11 protein-coding genes are annotated in these 17,089 nt (G+C 64.4%); 6 read left to right on the top strand and 5 right to left on the bottom strand.

Annotation, left to right across the window (positions count from 1 at the left end; genetic code table 11):
- Positions 1-405, bottom strand: a 405-nt coding sequence (locus BFAL_RS11080) for a hypothetical protein (RefSeq protein ID WP_201780451.1), incomplete at its 3' end; no start/stop codon positions are given.
- 681 nt (positions 406-1,086) lie between these two features.
- Here BFAL_RS11080 and dcd point away from each other — a divergent pair.
- Together dcd and BFAL_RS08610 are read left to right on the top strand one after the other, a co-directional pair.
- Positions 1,087-1,668: a dCTP deaminase gene (gene dcd, locus BFAL_RS08615; protein ID WP_055427983.1), complete on the top strand. Its 582-nt coding sequence runs from the start codon at positions 1,087-1,089 to the stop codon at positions 1,666-1,668.
- 614 nt (positions 1,669-2,282) lie between these two features.
- The gene (locus BFAL_RS08610; protein WP_152973605.1) at positions 2,283-3,986 is read left to right on the top strand and encodes a sugar-binding domain protein; all 1,704 of its coding nucleotides are present in this window, start codon (positions 2,283-2,285) and stop codon (positions 3,984-3,986) included.
- A 725-nt stretch (positions 3,987-4,711) separates the two neighbouring features.
- Here BFAL_RS08610 and BFAL_RS08605 read toward each other — a convergent pair.
- Positions 4,712-7,684: a cation-translocating P-type ATPase gene (locus BFAL_RS08605; RefSeq protein WP_236691723.1), complete on the bottom strand. Its 2,973-nt coding sequence runs from the start codon at positions 7,682-7,684 to the stop codon at positions 4,712-4,714.
- Between the two features lie 379 nt (positions 7,685-8,063).
- Between BFAL_RS08605 and rlmB the strand changes: the two genes are divergently transcribed.
- Positions 8,064-9,059 (top strand): 23S rRNA (guanosine(2251)-2'-O)-methyltransferase RlmB, encoded by a 996-nt coding sequence (gene rlmB / locus BFAL_RS08600; protein ID WP_055427980.1) that lies wholly within the window; start codon positions 8,064-8,066, stop codon positions 9,057-9,059.
- A 124-nt stretch (positions 9,060-9,183) separates the two neighbouring features.
- Positions 9,184-10,593, top strand: a complete 1,410-nt coding sequence (locus tag BFAL_RS08595; RefSeq protein ID WP_370696072.1) for a DUF4032 domain-containing protein — start codon at positions 9,184-9,186, stop codon at positions 10,591-10,593.
- 688 nt (positions 10,594-11,281) lie between these two features.
- Here BFAL_RS08595 and BFAL_RS08590 read toward each other — a convergent pair.
- The 3 genes from BFAL_RS08590 to BFAL_RS08580 form a co-directional block, all read right to left on the bottom strand.
- Complete coding sequence (locus tag BFAL_RS08590; protein ID WP_055427978.1) at positions 11,282-12,409, bottom strand: ABC transporter ATP-binding protein; 1,128 nt, start codon at positions 12,407-12,409, stop codon at positions 11,282-11,284.
- A gap of 260 nt (positions 12,410-12,669) precedes the next feature.
- Positions 12,670-13,779 carry a glycosyltransferase family 2 protein gene (locus BFAL_RS08585; RefSeq protein ID WP_055427977.1) on the bottom strand — a complete coding sequence of 370 codons (1,110 nt, stop codon included), beginning with the start codon at positions 13,777-13,779 and terminating at the stop codon, positions 12,670-12,672.
- 148 nt (positions 13,780-13,927) lie between these two features.
- Positions 13,928-14,581 carry a hypothetical protein gene (locus tag BFAL_RS08580; protein ID WP_055427976.1) on the bottom strand — a complete coding sequence of 218 codons (654 nt, stop codon included), beginning with the start codon at positions 14,579-14,581 and terminating at the stop codon, positions 13,928-13,930.
- Between the two features lie 412 nt (positions 14,582-14,993).
- On the opposite strand from BFAL_RS08580, the gene BFAL_RS08575 reads away from it, so the two are divergent.
- The gene (locus BFAL_RS08575; RefSeq protein ID WP_055427975.1) at positions 14,994-15,752 is read left to right on the top strand and encodes a LytR/AlgR family response regulator transcription factor; all 759 of its coding nucleotides are present in this window, start codon (positions 14,994-14,996) and stop codon (positions 15,750-15,752) included.
- Positions 15,752-17,089 carry a GHKL domain-containing protein gene (locus BFAL_RS08570; protein WP_055427974.1) on the top strand — a complete coding sequence of 446 codons (1,338 nt, stop codon included), beginning with the start codon at positions 15,752-15,754 and terminating at the stop codon, positions 17,087-17,089. Before BFAL_RS08575 ends, BFAL_RS08570 begins: the two co-directional genes overlap by 1 nt.

Here is a 17,089-nt window from a genome sequence, read left to right as displayed (position 1 = left end):
GGGGGTGGATACGGTGACGGTGGCTGGGGTGGAGGCTGAGACGGGGGCAGGGGTGGGAACGGGAGCTGGGACCGATGTGGGGGCGGGAACGGATGTGGGGGCTGAGACAGGTACGGAGACGGGAACGTTCGCGGGATTCCCTGTGACGCCGGGATTCCCTGTGGCGCCGGGATTGCGGACGGAAGTGTGATAGGCGTTCGGAATGGGGTTGAAGTCGGGGTTGCCGAAGACGTGGATATTGGAGGCGCTGACATTGGAGGCGCGGGTGCCGGTGACAGCACCTGCGCCGCTACCGGCGCCGGCACCTATGCCGGTATCCGTGAATCGCGTATCGCCGGCACTCCAATCCGATCGACCTGGCTGGTCGTCGTCTTCCGCGAAGAAGTCGTATTCCTCGTCCTTCATATGTCATCCCCTTCGTGTGTGCCGCGCATGGCGAGCATGGGCGGCGCGTTCCCTTCCGTGCCATTCCGTCGTCAACCGGTGGGGCAGCCGTCGCCCCATTGGCCCCAAGTCTACCGCGCGAAGGCTCGCGAGCGCATCATCCCGCAGGGTGATGTCCACATCCGCCGACAACACGCACCGTGCCCCACGGCCAGTGCCCTGCGCCGTAAATGCGCTTATCCCGTTCTTCAGCTCCCCTCGTCAGGGGAGCTGGCCTGCGAAGCGGGTCCGAGGGGCAGTCAATTCATCAACGAATGAACGGCACGAGATACCAGCTCGCCACTGCCTGCGCGCCACGACTATCCGCTCATTACTCGCCAGTGACCACAAGCAAAGGAAAACCCCGGTGGGGGAACCACCGGGGCCAGAGAAAGGAGAGAGAAGAAGAAAGGTTCAGTTGTCGGGGCTTGCGCTCCATGTCGGCTTGTGCTGACAATTCATAGATAACCATGCGATTCTGGGTTTACCGATATGTTTACCTGTGAGAAGTCTGGGAATCCCGATTCTCGGCGCGATTATGTTGCGCTCCGCCCCCTTTCCGCGCACGAAAATCGCGCGTAGCCGATGTCTCCACTGTTATGGGTGGGCGGTAGTGTGGTGATTCAGTAACACATTCGTCTTATTCGTCCGTGAGGAGCTTTCATGCTGCTGTCCGACCGCGACATTCTGGCCGCACAAGCCGATGGGCATATCTCGCTCGACCCGTGGACCCCGGAGATGGTCCAGCCCGCCTCCATCGACGTGAGGCTCGACCGTTTCTTCCGCCTGTTCAACAATCACGCCTACACCTACGTCGACCCGTCCGAGAACCAAGGCGCGCTCACCGAAGAGTTCGCCGTCGACCCCGACGAACCGTGGATCCTGCACCCGGGCGAGTTCGCGCTCGGCGCCACGTGGGAGTACGTCAAGCTCGATCCGACGATCGCCGCACGTCTTGAAGGCAAAAGCTCGCTGGGCCGTCTCGGCATCCTGACCCACTCGACCGCCGGATTCATCGACCCCGGCTTCGAGGGTCACATCACGTTGGAGCTGTCGAACGTGTCGACGTTGCCCGTGAAGCTGTGGCCCGGCATGAAGATCGGCCAGATGTGCTTCTTCCAGCTGAGCTCCCCCGCCGAACATCCGTATGGTTCCGCAGGCGTCGGCTCGCATTATCAGGGGCAGCGCGGCCCGACGCCGAGCCGTTCCTACGAGCATTTCTACCGCGCCCACATCGACGACTGAGAGTCATGGAAGCGCCCCACACGCGACGATGCGGGGCGCTTCCGTGTATCACGACGCACGGGCGAAGGCGCCCATCGTGACGATATGACGGTACTGTGAATACTGGCGAATGCAGTATGACCTGAGAAGATCTGCATGATGAGAGACAGTGACGGGATTGAGGAGACGCGATGACCGATCCGAGTGGTGAGTTCCAGTTCGATTTCCAGAAAAAGGCCGCACAGTCGCAGCCGGCACAGCCCGCGCAACAGCAGCAATTCGTTCAACCTGCCGCATCGCAGCCGGCACAGACGGTTCCCCCTGTCCAGCCTGTCCAGCTTGCCCAGCCCGTACAATCCGTACAGCCGCAGTCCGTACAGCCGCAGTACGTACAGCCCGCCGCCGTGCAACCGATCACCGTTCAGCCCACCCAGGCGATGCAATTCACGCAGCCGACGCAACCGTCGGTGCAGCCGATGCAACCGGCGCAATCGACACAGCCGGTACAACCGGTCACGGGAATGCCGCAGACTCAACCGATCCAGCCGATGGCACCGCAGACTCAGCCAGCACAGTTCGCTCAGCCTGTGCAACAGCAGGTACAGCCGGTACAGTCTGTCACTGGGATGCCGCAAATGCCGCAGAATCAACCGGTACAGTTCGTTCAACCGACGCAGCCCGCGGTATCACAGGTACAGCCCGCGCAATTCACGCAGCCCACACAGGCCGCGGCAGCGCAGGTGCAGGCCGATCAGCCGGGATTCGCCGCACCCGTCGTCACGCCGCGGCATGGGCGCCATTCGGCACCGGCGACCGTGGATGCTCCGACGTTCGGCGAATCCACGCAACCGTTCAACCCGCTGCAGGATGCCGAACCGCAGCCTGCATCCGCCGGGCAGCCCACACAGGCGTTCGATCCGCTACAGAACCTCGAACCGCAATCGCCCGCCACCGCGCAACCGAATCAGGCGTTCGCACAACCCGGTTCCCCTCAATCGGTGCAGCCGTTCCCTGCAGCGCAGCAGCTCGGCGCAACACAGTTCACGCAGCCCCTGACGCAACCGACCGAACAACCCACTCAGGCGTTCGATCCGCTGCAGCAGGCGACGCAATCCATCGATCAGGCGCAGGCGACCATGGCGTACGGGCAGCCGCAGATGGCACCCGGCCAGACCACACAGACCGAAATACTCGGCCAGACCGCCCCCGGCCAAACCGCAGCCCTCGGCGAACAGGCCACGATGGCGTTCCCCGCAGCGCAGCAGCTCGCCGGCACGCAGCCGGACGCCGACCCGCTGGCCGCAGGGGTGCAGTCCTCCCCCGCCGACCCGACCGAAGCGGCGACGGAAGTGTTCACGCCGGACATGATGGCCGAAGCGGCGCAGGAGGCGCGTTCGGCGCAATCCTCCCCCGCCGCGATGCCGCCGACCATCGCCCCCGCCGACTACGACGAAGACGACGATGATGACGACGGCAACGGAGGGTCCGGCGACGGCCGACGCAGCAAGAAGCCACTGTCGAGCGGTCAGATCGCCGGTATCATCGTCGCGGTGATCGCCGTGATCGCGCTGGCCGTCGGCGGCGTGATGTTCTACCGCGCGAACAGCGGCAAGATACTGTACGCCTCCTGCACCAGCGCGCAGGACAAGTACAACGACGGCATGAGCGACCTCAAGGCGAAGATTACCGAAGGCCAGCAGGCCGCGTCCTCGACCAACGCCAGCCAGGTGGCGGATGCGAACACGCTCACCACGCTCAACCAGGCCGTCGCGGACGCGCAGAACATCAAGACGGACGCCTCCTGCGCAGCCGATATGACCAATGACGAGCTGAAGTCGAACACGCAGAAGTTCAAGGACACGCGCAAGCAGGCCGACAGCGCGGCGAAGAAGATCGAAGATGCCGAGAAGGCCGTGAGCGACAGCAAAGGGTCGCAGACCTCGAACGCGCTGAAGTCCGACCTCAACAGCTCGATCGCCAACGCGCAGAGCCTGCTCAACAACTCGGCCGGTCAGGTGGCCGACGAGAGCACGCGCAACTCGCTGCAGAGCGCGATCAGCAACGCGAACAACGTCGCCGGCCAGACCAGCCCCTCGGAATCCGATGTGAACAATGCGAAATCCCAGCTGGAAAAGGCCATGGCGGACGTGAACGCGTCGATGACCGCCAAGCAGCAGGCCGACCAGCAGGCGCAGCAGCAAGCCCAACAGGAGCAGCAGCGCAAGCAGCAGGAAGAGCAGCAGCAGGCCCAACAGAACCAGCAGAGCGGCCAGGAACAGAACCAGAGCGGTTCCGACAACGGCGCCGGTGACGGTTCCGGCAATTCAACCAACGAGTAGGCAGCCGACCCAACCCAATCGCCCCAGCTGCCCCGACCAATACACCGTTATCCCGCTATTTACAGCGCCAAACGGACGAAATAGCACCCCCAAATCGTCCGTTTGGCGCTGTAAATAGCGGGAACCGTCCTATTTGGCCGGATATCGGGGATCACCTGCAGGGTGGTGATGAGCCTCTACTACTGGGAAGCAGGAACGGATACTGGACCAGAACCGAGAAATAGGCGATGCGGCTTGCATTTGACCCGTGATGTGACGCGCCTCCCTTATTCGGGGAGGCAACATCACATCGGGGGTATGGCCGATCGCAAACCCGACTATCTGCAGCGCAGCCCGCCGGGCGGCCAAGGCCTATAGATTATCCACAATTCCCGTATACTCTCATTCCGCGCATCAGGCATGACCTCGCCGCGACATGACGGCTTCGCGGCATTTCGCGGAGAAGGGTCTGGCTCCACATGAGCTGCGGATGCCGGCTCGGAATCGACGTGTAGAGCACAGACGCTCCACACAAGGGCCGGGTTGTGGCGTGTGGAGCAGCGACGCTCCACACAAGGCTTGTAGGGGATTCGCTGCGCATTGTGTGGAGCAATATCACTCCACACTGGCCGAGAATGCCGGCTGAGGCTCGTCGTGTGGAGCACTGGCGCTCCACACGACATTGCTCACGTGCTTGTGTGGAGCAGTGCTGCTCCACACATGATGGTGAACCGCCCCGATCTTGCCTAGCGCTTGGCCATCGCACGCAGGACGAGCTTGCGCAGTTCGGAGGCGACGAGCACGAAGGCGGCGAGGCCGATGCATTCGACCCAGGCCATCACGCTGAGCGGCGTGGTGCCGAACGCGGTGTTGAGGAACGGCACGTAGATCACGACGAGCTGCAGCACGATGGACAGGCCGATCGCGCCCCACAGCCACTTGTTCGAGAACATGCCGACGAACGCGCTCTGCAGGTGCGAACGCGAGGCGAGCGCGTTGAACAGCTGCGCGAACACGAGGATTGTGAAGCCCATCGTGCGGGCCTCCACCATCTGCGCCTCATGGCCGAGCGCGTCCACGGAACGGTCGGTGAACAGGCCGCCCGCCAGATGCATGTCCATGCCGATGAGCGTGACCACGGCCATGATGAGACCGATGTAGACGATGTCGCCCCACATCGACGCGTCGATCACACGGTCGGTGACCTTGCGCGGGCGACGGTTCATCACGTCCTCGGTCTGCGGGTCCACGCCCATCGCGAGCGCGGGCGCGGCGTCGGTGAGCAGGTTGATCCACAGCAGCTGCGTGGCCAGCAGCGGCACGGTCACGCCCACGGTCTCCGGTTGGCGGATGCCGAGGAATCCGGCGAGCACCACGCCGAAGAACACGGTGAACACCTCGCCCACGTTGGAGCTCAACAGGTAGCGCAGGAACTTGCGGATGTTGTCGAAGATCACGCGGCCTTCGCGCACGGCGGCCACGATGGTGGAGAAGTTGTCGTCCGCGAGGATCATCTTCGCGCTCTGCTTGGTCACCTCGGTGCCGGTGATGCCCATGGCGACGCCGATGTCCGCGGTCTTGACGGCCGGGGCGTCGTTGACGCCGTCGCCGGTCATCGCGACGATGTTGCCTTGGCGCTGCAGCGATTCGACGATCTTCAGCTTGTGTTCGGGCGCGACGCGCGCGTACACGGACACTTCGGCCGTGGCCTTGTCGAACGCCGCGGTCCCCTTGCCGTCGCCGGTCGCGGCGTCCCGCGCCGCGAGTTCGTCGAGTTGGTCGCCGGTGAGCGCCTTGCCGCCCTTGTCGATGATGCCGAGGTCGGAGGCGATGCGAGCGGCGGTCAGCGGGTGGTCGCCGGTGATCATGACTGCGCGGATGCCGGCGCGATGCGCCTCCGCGACGGAATCGCGCACCTCGGTGCGCGGCGGGTCGATGATGCCGACCATGCCGTTCCAGATCATGTCGGCCTCGATCACGTCGGCCTGATCGGCGATGTCGTTCACCTGGCCGGCGGCGTTCGCGGCGATGCCGGGCACCTGCGACAGATTCGCGGTGCCGAGCGGGCGGTGCGCCTGGCCGAGCGTGCGGTACGCTTCGGAGGAGAGCCGTTCAACGGTCGCGAGAATCGTCTGCCGGTCGCCTTCGGTCAGCGGGCGCACCTGCCCGCCGACCGCGATGCGCGTGCAGTACGACAGCAGCACGTCCGGCGCGCCCTTCGCGAACACGGTGAGTTCGTCGCCTTCGGTCGAATCCTTCGCGATGATGGACATGCGTTTGCGTTCGGATGTGAACGGCACTTCGGCCACGCGCGAGAACCGTTCGTAGCCGCGCATCGCGCCGGTCTTGCGCGCGGCGACGATCAGCGCGACCTCAGTCGGGTCGCCGACGATCTCCCAACGGCCGTTCTCCTCGCGCAGGTCGCCGTCGTTCGCGAGCGTGCCCGCGGCGAGCGTGTCGACGACCTCATGCTGAAGTTGCGGGTTGTCGGCCAGACTGCCGCCGCCGACGGCCACCATCTTGCCTTCCGGCGCGTAGCCGGTGCCGGTGATCTGCACTTCGCCGCTGGGCGTGACGACGCGTTCGACGGTCATTTCGTTGCGCGTGAGCGTTCCGGTCTTGTCCGAGCAGATGACGGACGCGGAGCCGAGCGTCTCCACGGAATGCAGCTTCTTCACAATCGCGTTGTGCATGGCCATGCGCTGCACGCCGAGCGCAAGCACGACGGTGAGAATCGCGGCGAGACCCTCCGGCACGGCGGCGACGGCCAGCGAAACGGCGAGCAGCAGCGAGTCGATGACGTCGTGGATGTCATTGAACCCTTCGAGGAAGGCGAGCGCGGCGAGCACGACCACGGCGATGATGATGACCGCCAGCCCAAGGATCTTGGACACGTAGTCCATTTCCTTCTGCAGCGGCGTCTGCTCGTCTTCGGTGGCGGACAGCATGTCTGCGATCTTGCCGACCTGCGTGTTCATGCCGGTGCCGGTGACGATCGCACGGCCGGTGCCCTGCGTGACGGACGTGCCGTTGAAGATCATGTTCGCGCGATCGCCGAGCGCCTTGGCTTCGGCGAGCGTGTCCGGCTTCTTGCCGACGGGCACGGATTCGCCGGTGAGCGACGCTTCGGCGATGCGCAGGCTCGCCGCGGTGACGAGACGGCCGTCGGCGGAGACGGAGTCGCCTTCCGCGAGGACGATCACGTCGCCGGGGACGACGTCGGCGGTGTTGATGCGCACGACCTTGCCGTCGCGCAATACGGACGTGGTGGGCGCGGTCATGCTGGCAAGCGCCTCGACCGCGGCCTCCGCCTTCGCCTCCTGGATGTAGCCGAGCACGGCGTTGACGATGAGGATGAGCACGATGACGATCGCGTCGAACGGCAGCGCCTCGCCGCCTTCCGCGCCGGGCACGGCGTTCGCCCGTTCGATGAACCACGCGATCACGGAGATGACGGTGGCGGCGAGCAGCAGGTAGACGAGCGGATCCTGGAATTGGGCGAGGAACTTCTTCCATTTCGGCACGGGCGGCGCTCCCGCGAGTTCGTTCGGGCCGAACCGTTCCAAACGCCGCTTGGCCTCCTCGGTGCTTAATCCGGTGTCGGGGTTCACGCCCAACGCCTCCGCCACTTGGGCGGCGCCCGCCAGACTGGGGTCGATGTCGTTCAGCAGCGCCTGCTGGGCGCGTACCTCCCCCGTGGATGCGGCGTCCTCGATCATTGCGGACGCGGCGGATTGACCCTTCGTGCGATCAACCATGATGGTCTCCTTGGTATAGCCGCGGAGTAGTCAGCACACGTGGAGCACCGGTTTTCTCCCCGATGCGCCGCATGCTGCGCGGTTATGGGCACCGGCGCAACTGCCGCCGATGCATACGGTTGCCATTATTCCATACGGTTTTGCCCACCGGCATAACCATACCGGTCGCGTGTTGGAGGGGTTGTCGGGTTTCGTTCCGTATGTGACTCTCACAGGCCCGACGGCACCCGACGGACAGGCATCCCGCGGGCGACGGCTAGACGACCGCCATGCGACGTTCAGGTGACGAACCGGCGCCGCACGCCGTGCATTGGGGCGGGGTGCTGGGACAATGGCCGTTATGGTTACTAAGAAAGGACCGACCAAGGGGTCGGGTGGCAAGCATAGGAACGCGCTCCGCGGCAAGGGACCGACGCCCAAGGCCGAGAACCGCGAATACCACAAGGCATACCGGATGAAGAACGCGGCGATGCGCCGCCAGATGGCGGATCCCCGCCTCGCGGCCCGCCGCCGCGCCGACAAGTTCTCGTCGAACGATACGTCGGATCTCGTGTTCGGCCGCAACTCGGTGCTGGAGGCGCTGCGCGTCGGCGTGCCCAGCTCCACGCTGTACATCGCCACGCGCATCGAACACGACGACCGCACGCGCGAGATCGTCAAACTGGCGGGAACCCACAGCCTGCACATGATGGAGGCGGACCGTCTGGAGATGGACCGCATCGCCCGTTCGGGAAACCATCAGGGCGTCATCCTCAAGGTGAACCCGTACCAGTACTCCTCGCTCGCGGAACTCGCCGACCGTGCCGACAAGAAGTCGCGCGCGATGGAGGCCGCGAACTCGGCGGCGGCGCGCATCGCCGCACGTCCGCTGTTCATCGCCCTCGACGGCGTGACCGACCCGCAGAACCTCGGAGCGGTCATCCGTTCCGCCGCGGCGTTCGGCGCGAACGGCGTGATCCTGCCGGAACGCCGTTCCGCATCGGTGAACGCTGCCGCGTGGAAGGTGTCCGCCGGAGCGGCCGCGCACATGCCGGTGTGCCGCGTCGTCAACCTGACGAAGGCGCTCGAAAGCCTCAAGGAGCGCGGCTACTACGCGGTCGCGCTCGACGGCGGCGGCGACAAGCTCGTCGGCGAGACCGGCTTCGAGACCGACCCGCTGGTGGTCGTGCTCGGATCGGAAGGCAAGGGCGTGAGCCGTCTCGTGCGCGAGGCGTGCGACGCGGTCGCCGGCATCCCGATCTCCAGCCAGGTCGAATCGTTGAACGCGTCCGTCGCGGCGGGCATCAGCCTGTACGCCGTCGCGAACGCGCGACGCAAGGCCGGGGAACGTTCCTGACCGATTCACGATCCGTGCGGCGCGCCCGTCATGTCCGGCGGCGCGCCGCACGGACAGCGGCCGCGCAACCGCACCATCGAACCATCAACGGACATACGAGGTACACGCAACGATGCAAGCATCCATGAACCTGTCCCAACTCGACCCGCGCGCCGGACGCGCGACAAGCGTCCTCGCCGAAGACGAGAAACCCGGCGCCGCGGAACCGGAAGCGCTGAACATCACCGCAGCCAGCTCAAACCCGAAGATGTTCACGCTGCCGTGGCACAAGCCGCTCGCCACATGGCCGGAAGACCTGCTCGCCAACCTGCCGCGCGGCATCTCCCGGCACGTCGTGCGATTCGTACACGTCGGCGACGAAGTGTACGCGATGAAGGAAATCACACGGCAGATGGCCGAACGCGAATACGAGATACTGCGCAGACTGCAGAAGCTCGAACTGCCGGCCGTGCGTCCGATCGCCGTCGTGACCGGACGTCACGACGCGAACGGCGAACCGCTCGAAGCGATCCTCGTGACGAAGCACCTCAAATTCTCGCTGCCGTACCGCGCACTGTTCGCGCGCAACCTGCGCCCGGACACCGCGGAACGACTCATCGACGCACTGGCCGTGCTGCTCGTGCGCCTGCACCTCGCGGGATTCTACTGGGGCGACGTGTCGCTGTCGAACGTGCTGTTCCTGCGCGACGCGGACGCGTTCTCCGCGTTCCTCGTCGACGCGGAGACCGGCGACCTGCAGGTGAACCTCACCGAAGGCCAGCGCGAATACGACATCGATCTGGCGCGCACGAACATCATCGGCGAACTCATGGATCTGAGCTCCGGCAAGCTGCTGCCCGGCGACGTGGACGAGATCGAGGTCGGCAACCGGCTGGTCGAACGCTACCATTCGCTGTGGAGCGCGCTCACCGACACGGACAAGTTCGGCCCGGACGAGATGTGGAAGATCGAGAAGCGCGTCAACAAGCTCAACGAGCTCGGCTTCGACGTGGACGAGCTGGAAATGAAGACCGAAGAGGGCGGCAAGCGCGTGCTCGTGCGGCCGCGCGTGGTGGACGCCGGTTACGCGAACCGCAAGCTGCTGCGTCTCACCGGTCTTGACGTGCAGGAGAACCAGGCACGCCGACTGCTCAACGATCTCGACGCCTACCGCGCCTCCACATGGCGCGAGGGCGAGGACCTGGAGATCGTCGCCACCGATTGGATGCGCGAGGTATTCGAGCCTACCGTGCGTTCCATCCCGCGCGAATACCGCTCGCAGATCGAACCGGCGCAGTTCTTCCACGAAGTGCTCGACCACCGGTGGTTCCTGGCGGAGAAGGCCGGCCACGACGTGCCGATGAGCGAGGCCGTGACCAGCTTCATCAAGAACGTGCTGCCCGGTCAGGTGCTCAACAAGAAGGACATCGACACGCTGCTCGAGGAAGCGGATTCGGGCGTCATCGACGACGAATCCACCTACTACGACAACGACGCGGACGACGACGGCTACAACCCCGACTTCGACCCGGATGCCGCCGTCTGGAGCCACTGAGCGAGTCGCCAAGCGGGAAGCCCGGTGGGCTTAGCCCCGAGCGCGGCGACAGCCGAGCGAAGGCAGGTCTGGGTCCGGCCATAGGCCGGTCCTTAATTACCGGAGCCACTGAGCGAGTCGCCAAACGAAAAGCCCGGTGGGCTTTCCGTAGGCGAGCGAAGGCAGCCCCACGCCGGCCACAAGGCTGACCATTAATCGACGTGTGGAGCGCCAGTGCTCCACACGTCGATTCCAAGCCGGTACTCGTGGCCTGTGTGGAGCGATAATGCTCCACACTCGTGCCGGAATCCCCATATACGCCACGTGTGGAGAGGCCGCTCTCCACACGTTCGCTCCTCGTCTTCCATGCGCATTGTGTGGAGCGATAACGCTCCACACAACCCTCAGCAAATCCCCTACAAGCCTCGTGTGGAGCATCACTGCTCCACACGCCAAAACCCGACCCTTCGTGTGGAGCGTCGATGCTCCACACAACCAATCCTGCTCCACGAATGCCGAGAAGCTGCTACGTCGCATTGCTCAATATGCATCTTGATACCGCGGTGTTTGTCACGCGTTTCCATAGGGCAAAAGAAAAGCCCCGCAGCTATGCGGGGCTTTCCAACGAGGCTATAAGAGAGGAAGAGAAATAACCTCGTTTAATGGTTGGCAAAGCGATAAGGCTTTACCAAGTGTTGATACCGGTCGCTCAGTTGAGGCGCAGCTCGGTGGACGGGGCGAACAGGTGCATCTTGGCCGGATCGATCTTGATCTTGACGGTCGCACCGACCTTCGGCAGCGCACGCGGGCTCACGCGAACCGTGGTGAGCTTGTTCTGGTCGGACATGACCTGGGCCTCCTCGGCGGCGGAACCATCGGTGATGATGTTGCCGTAGATGTAGCCGTCAGAGCCGAGATCCTCGACGTTCACGACCTTCAGGGAGAAGGCGTTCGGGTCGTCGGACGGTGCCAGGGAGGCATCCTCCGGGCGGAAGCCGACGACGATCTTGCCGCCGTCCTCCGGGGTGAGCTTGTTGACGGCCTCGGCCGGCAGGTCGACGGTGTCCTCACCGATCTGGGCCTTGCCGTTGACGACCGGGTGCACGTTGATGTTCATCGACGGGGAGCCGATGAAGCCGGCGACGAAGACGTTGGCAGGGCGATCGTACAGCTCGGTCGGGGCGCCGACCTGCTGCAGGATGCCGAGCTTGATGACGGCGATGCGGTCGCCCATCGTCAGGGCCTCGGTCTGGTCGTGGGTCACGTACAGGGTGGTGACGCCCAGCTGACGCTGCAGGGCGGCGATCTGGGTACGGGTCTGGACGCGGAGCTTGGCATCGAGGTTGGAGAGCGGCTCATCCATGAGGAACACCTTCGGCTTACGCACGATGGCGCGGCCCATGGCGACACGCTGGCGCTGACCACCGGAGAGGGCCTTCGGCTTGCGGTCGAGGTACTCGGTGAGGTCGAGGATCTTCGCGGCCTCTTCGACGCGCTTGCGGATCTCCTCCTTCGGGGTGCCGGCGATCTTCAGGGCGAAGCCCATGTTGTCGGCGACGGTCATGTGCGGGTACAGCGCGTAGTTCTGGAACACCATGGCGATGTCGCGGTCCTTCGGCTGCATGGTGGTGACGTCCTTATCACCGATGAGAATGCGGCCCTTGTTGACCTCTTCGAGGCCGGCGAGCATGCGCAGCGTCGTGGACTTGCCGCAGCCGGACGGGCCGACGAGGACGAGGAACTCGCCGTCCTTGATATCGAGGTTCAGGTCGTCCACGGAGGGCTTGTCGTTGCCCGGGTAGATGCGGGTGACGTGGTCGAAAATGACTTCAGCCATGGTTTCAATCCTTTCAGAGGCAGGTACGTGCCTCACGATCCGTTGTAAAGGGATTATGCGGTTGGTGTATTCGGTGCTTCAATCCGTTCGTCGCCATCGGCCGCATCGCTGCTGCCCCCGGTAACGCGCAAACCTCAGCGTTTACTTGTTCGGGACCGGCGGAACCATTCCCGCCGAACCTGCGCTTCACTATACACGCCATTCACAACCACGCAAGGAAAACGCTTTCGCATGGGCGTTTCGCTGCACCACCAAGCGCCTCACGCGCGCTCGCGGCGCCCGCCCGAGGCGTCGGGCGCTGCATCGGCCCACTGGATGCGCAGCTGGCGCCAATCCTCACGCATGTCACGGAACAACTCGGACAACGTGGGTTTGTCATCCTCCCTCTTCGGCGCACCCTTCGCCATGGTCAGACGCAGCAGACCCAGCAGCTCACGCAACGCGTCCGGGATGCTCTCCTCGCCGTCCTGTTCCACATCGCTGCGCAGTCCGTCGATGCGGCGGCGCAGCGCGTCCGCGTCCTCGGGGTCGATCTTGAGCCCGGCGATCAGCGACTGCCGCATCGTCTCGTAATCAAGATTCGCGAAGAAGGAGAGCTGCTGCAGCTTCATGAACCGTTTCAGTTCGGGGAACCGCGCGTCGATGTACTCCTCACGGTCGTCGGCGGCGCGCATCCAGTCGCGCATGAGTTTCGGATCGAGCGACGCCGTGATCGACCCCTCGCGCATCCGGTAGTGGTACAGCACTTCCGGAATGCGCACCACACGCGTGGCCTCGCCGATCACATTGCAGATACGCGACAGATCCTCGATCTTGCGCCCCACGGGGAACGAGAACCCGGTGCCCTGATACGTGGACGCGGGTGCGAAGAACGACCAGAAGTAGCCGTCGATCTCCGCCTTGACCTGCATTTTGACGGCTTCGACCGGTTCGAGCACCTGCACCTGGTCGAAATCGTTGTGCCGGTAGTCGGACAGCAGCGTCCTGCCGGATTCGGAGATCGTGTCGAACTTGAACATCACGAGGTCGGCGTCGTACTCGCGCATCGCCTTGAGGCAGTCCTCCACGAGGTTCGGCGCGACGGTGTCGTCCGAATCGGCGAAATAGATGTAGTCGCCGGTGGCGTGCGCGATGCCGGCGTTGCGCGCGTCGGACAGTCCGCCGTTCGTCTTGTGGATGACGCTCACGCGCGGGTCGCGCGCCGCCCACGCGTCGCACATGGTCGGGCATTCGTCCGGCGAGCCGTCGTCGACGAGCAGGATCTCGAGGTTCCGGTACGTCTGCGCCACCACGCTTTCCACGCAGGCGTCGAGGAACCTCCCGACCTTGTACACGGGAATGACGATGCTGACCAACGGCTCTTGTTCCATGCGCACCAGCGTAACGCCCTCAGGCGAACGAACGGTGACATCAGGCAGCCGCACGGACGATCCGCACATCGAAAACCGTGGAAGCATCGCCGCCGCCAAGGATCAAGGACCATACCGAACGGACCGGCACCCCAGCCGGTCAGCCGAATCAGACAACCGGTTGCGTCTCGACCTTCACCGTCCTATCGAGCGTCTTCACGTCGGGCGCGCTACTGCCGGGAAGGCTAGAAGCGGAGATGCTCGTGCCGTCGAGCGGGTTGTGGACGACGACCGACACGTGCCCGGTTTCGATCGTCCCGCTCATCAGTCCGCCCGCGCACAGCAGCGCGATGATCGCACGGACCAGGCCGCCGTTCCTGCGATTGCGCGCATAGCTCACGATGGCAAGCAGCGCAAACAGCGCCGTAACGAAGGAGATGGAGGGAATCCAACGCGGGTCGACCGACCCGACGGGCGCGATTGCGGGGTACGCCACACCCACGATCGCCAACAGGAGCGCTGTGGCCGCGGCGGGGTTGCGGCGTCGTTCGGTGTGCTGCCCGTACTGCGATTGTGATTGCGACTGCGATGTGTCCGCCGGTTGCTTGGTCTGCGCGGTTCGGCCGGAACGCGTTTGACCGGACTGCGGCCGATTGACGCGCATCGAGGGGTCCGGTGCGGATTGCCGCGCACGTTCCTGCGTCGGGCTTTCCTGATCCAGCGACCGCGAGGGATCGACATACGCTTGCGTCTCATCGGCGTCGAACGGAGAAACGTAGCCGTCGTGGTTGCGGTCCCGCCCATCACGTGAAAACAGTCCCATGCTTCAGTCCCCCTTGCCATCGCCCGCGCCGTTGCGCGTTGCCGGCGCGTCCATCCCACACCCATTGTACGGGCCCGGGCTCCGGATGCATAACACCACCGCCCGGCAGCCGCAATCCGGAAATGAGACGCCGGACTCGCCGCACGGTACCGGAGTCACGGCGTGACCCCAGCGTGACCCCGAACTCACCATATGACGCCAATCCGTTTCCAGTCTCGCCCGCAACACTCGCCAGCAACACTCGCCCACAACCGATCACACTCCCCCGAACTGCGTCATTTTGCACAAAACGCCATTTTGAACTGCGTCATTTTGCACATACGGCTCCTTAAGCACTGTTCCGCCGCGGCCCCTCACCCCCACGGATACAATCGAACCGTAGGGATGCGAATGATGCGCAAGGGAGGTTCACATGCGTGACATCCGGGTCGGGGTGGTCGAGGACGACGCCTCCGCATGCCAGAAGGTGCTGGACTATCTCAATCGGTATCAAAGCGAGAGCGAAAGCGAGAACCCAGGTGCGGGCGGCCCCGGCGGCGGCGTGCGGTTCACCGTCTCCGTGTTCGACGACGGCGCGAAGATCGTCGAGAAGTACATGCCGGTGTACGACATCCTCCTGCTGGACATCGAAATGGCCGGCATGGACGGCATGGAGGCGGCACGGCGCATCCGCGAGCGCGACGACTCAGTGGTCATCGTGTTCATCACCGCGGCACCGCAATATGCGATCAAAGGCTACGAGGTGGGTGCGCTCTCGTATCTGCTCAAACCGCTGCCGTGGTTCGCGTTCAAGCAGGAGATGAAACGCTCGATCGACATGGTGAGGCGGCGCGGCGACAAGTCCATCCTCATCGACGCGGGCGGTTCGCCTCAACGTCTGGAGCTCGCCGACGTGCTGTATGTCGAGTCGATCCGCCACACGATCATCATCCACACGCTGAGCGGCAAACTGTCGGTGACGGGCACGCTCAAATCGTTCGAGGAACGGCTTGCGGAGCATGATTTCTTCCGCTCGAACTCCTGTTATCTGGTGAATCTGCGGCATGTGACCGGCATGGAGGACCAGGACTGCGTGATGTCGAACGGCGAGCGGCTGCGCGTGAGCCGGCCGCGCAAGAAGGCGTTCATGGGCGCGTTGGCGCAGTACGCCGGGCTGGCGGGCGGCGCCTGATGAGCGGTTTTCTGGATACGTCGATCACGAATGCGATGCCGGACATCCCCCGCCTGTTCACCGCTATCTGCGAGTGGCTCGCGTGCATGACGTACATCATGGTCGTGTACCGTCGCGTGACGTGGCAGCGTACGGCGATGGCGGCCACGGCGGGTCTCGTGGCGATCACCGCCGTGCAGTATCTGTCGGGCGCGATGCCGTTGTGGTTCTGGATAGTCGGCATGCTGCTCGCGTTCGGCTGCATGTGGGCGGTGATCTGGCTGGGCGCGGGCACGGGCAAGCGCGAGGGGCTGTATCTTGCGGCGCGCGCGTTCGTGCTCGCCGAGCTCGTCGCGTCGCTGCACTGGCAGCTGACGATGTTTCTGGAGTACGGCATGGGACTGCCGCATCGGCAACCGTTCTCGACGCTGGCGCTCATCGCCACGTACGCGTTGTGCTTCGCCGCGGCGTGGCTTGCGGAACGCGGCAATTTCTCGTCGGATGCGCCGACAGCCGTTACCGCGCAGCTTGCGGTGGGCACGGTGGCGATCACTATCGTGACATTCGCTATGAGCAATCTGAGCTTCGTTTCGACGAACACGCCGTTCTCGGGCAAGATCGGCCAGGAGGTGTTCTACATCCGTACGCTGGTCGATTTCTGCGGGTTCGTGATCCTGTACGCGCAACAGGAGCAGGCGCGGCGGCTCGCGGCGAACATGGAGCTCGCCTCGATCAACGCGCAGTTGGAGAGCCAGCATCAGGAGTATCTCGCCTCGAAGCAGAATCTCGAGTCGATCGGGCGGCTCGCGCATGACCTCAAACATCAGATCGCCGCGTTGCGCGCGGAGGTCGATCCGCAGCATGCGGCGGCGGGATTCGAGCAGTTGGAACGTTCGGTGGCGGACTACAGCGCGCAGCAGCATTCCGGCAATCCGGTGCTCGACGTGATTCTGACGACGAAGACGCGCACGTGCCACGAACGCGGCATCACGTTCACTGCGGTGGCGGACGGTGCGCTGCTTGCGAAGACGCGCATGACCTCGATGGACATCGCGACGCTGTTCGGCAACGCGTTGGACAATGCGATCGAGGCGACGTCGCGGCTCGACGACCCGCAGCAGCGGCTTATCCGGCTCGCGCTCTACCGGCAGGGGGCGTTCACGGTGATTCGCGTGGAGAACTACTACGACGCCGTGCTGAAGAAGGATGCGGCGGGCAATCTGCGCACCACGAAGCGCAATGCGACGGGTCACGGGTTCGGCGTGAAATCGATTCGACACATCGCCGCGCAGTACGGCGGCGATGTGTCGATCACGGCCGAGGACCACTGGTTCACCCTGACCGTGCTGATTCCGTAG

Origin of the sequence: Bifidobacterium aesculapii (genome assembly GCF_001417815.1) — a bacterium.
Classification (GTDB): domain Bacteria; phylum Actinomycetota; class Actinomycetes; order Actinomycetales; family Bifidobacteriaceae; genus Bifidobacterium; species Bifidobacterium aesculapii.
Note: the sequence above shows the minus strand (reverse complement) of the source record. Positions and strands in the feature narration are given on the sequence as shown.

Coding starts and splice junctions, on each gene's coding strand:
- BFAL_RS08580 (WP_055427976.1), bottom strand. CDS start 14,581: ATGGGACTGTTTTCACGTGATGGGCGGGACCGCAACCACGACGGCTAC.
- rlmB (WP_055427980.1), top strand. CDS start 8,064: ATGGTTACTAAGAAAGGACCGACCAAGGGGTCGGGTGGCAAGCATAGG.
- BFAL_RS08575 (WP_055427975.1), top strand. CDS start 14,994: ATGCGTGACATCCGGGTCGGGGTGGTCGAGGACGACGCCTCCGCATGC.
- BFAL_RS08610 (WP_152973605.1), top strand. CDS start 2,283: ATGCCGCAGAATCAACCGGTACAGTTCGTTCAACCGACGCAGCCCGCG.
- BFAL_RS08585 (WP_055427977.1), bottom strand. CDS start 13,779: ATGGAACAAGAGCCGTTGGTCAGCATCGTCATTCCCGTGTACAAGGTC.
- dcd (WP_055427983.1), top strand. CDS start 1,087: ATGCTGCTGTCCGACCGCGACATTCTGGCCGCACAAGCCGATGGGCAT.
- BFAL_RS08595 (WP_370696072.1), top strand. CDS start 9,184: ATGAACCTGTCCCAACTCGACCCGCGCGCCGGACGCGCGACAAGCGTC.
- BFAL_RS08570 (WP_055427974.1), top strand. CDS start 15,752: ATGAGCGGTTTTCTGGATACGTCGATCACGAATGCGATGCCGGACATC.
- BFAL_RS08605 (WP_236691723.1), bottom strand. CDS start 7,684: ATGATCGAGGACGCCGCATCCACGGGGGAGGTACGCGCCCAGCAGGCG.
- BFAL_RS08590 (WP_055427978.1), bottom strand. CDS start 12,409: ATGGCTGAAGTCATTTTCGACCACGTCACCCGCATCTACCCGGGCAAC.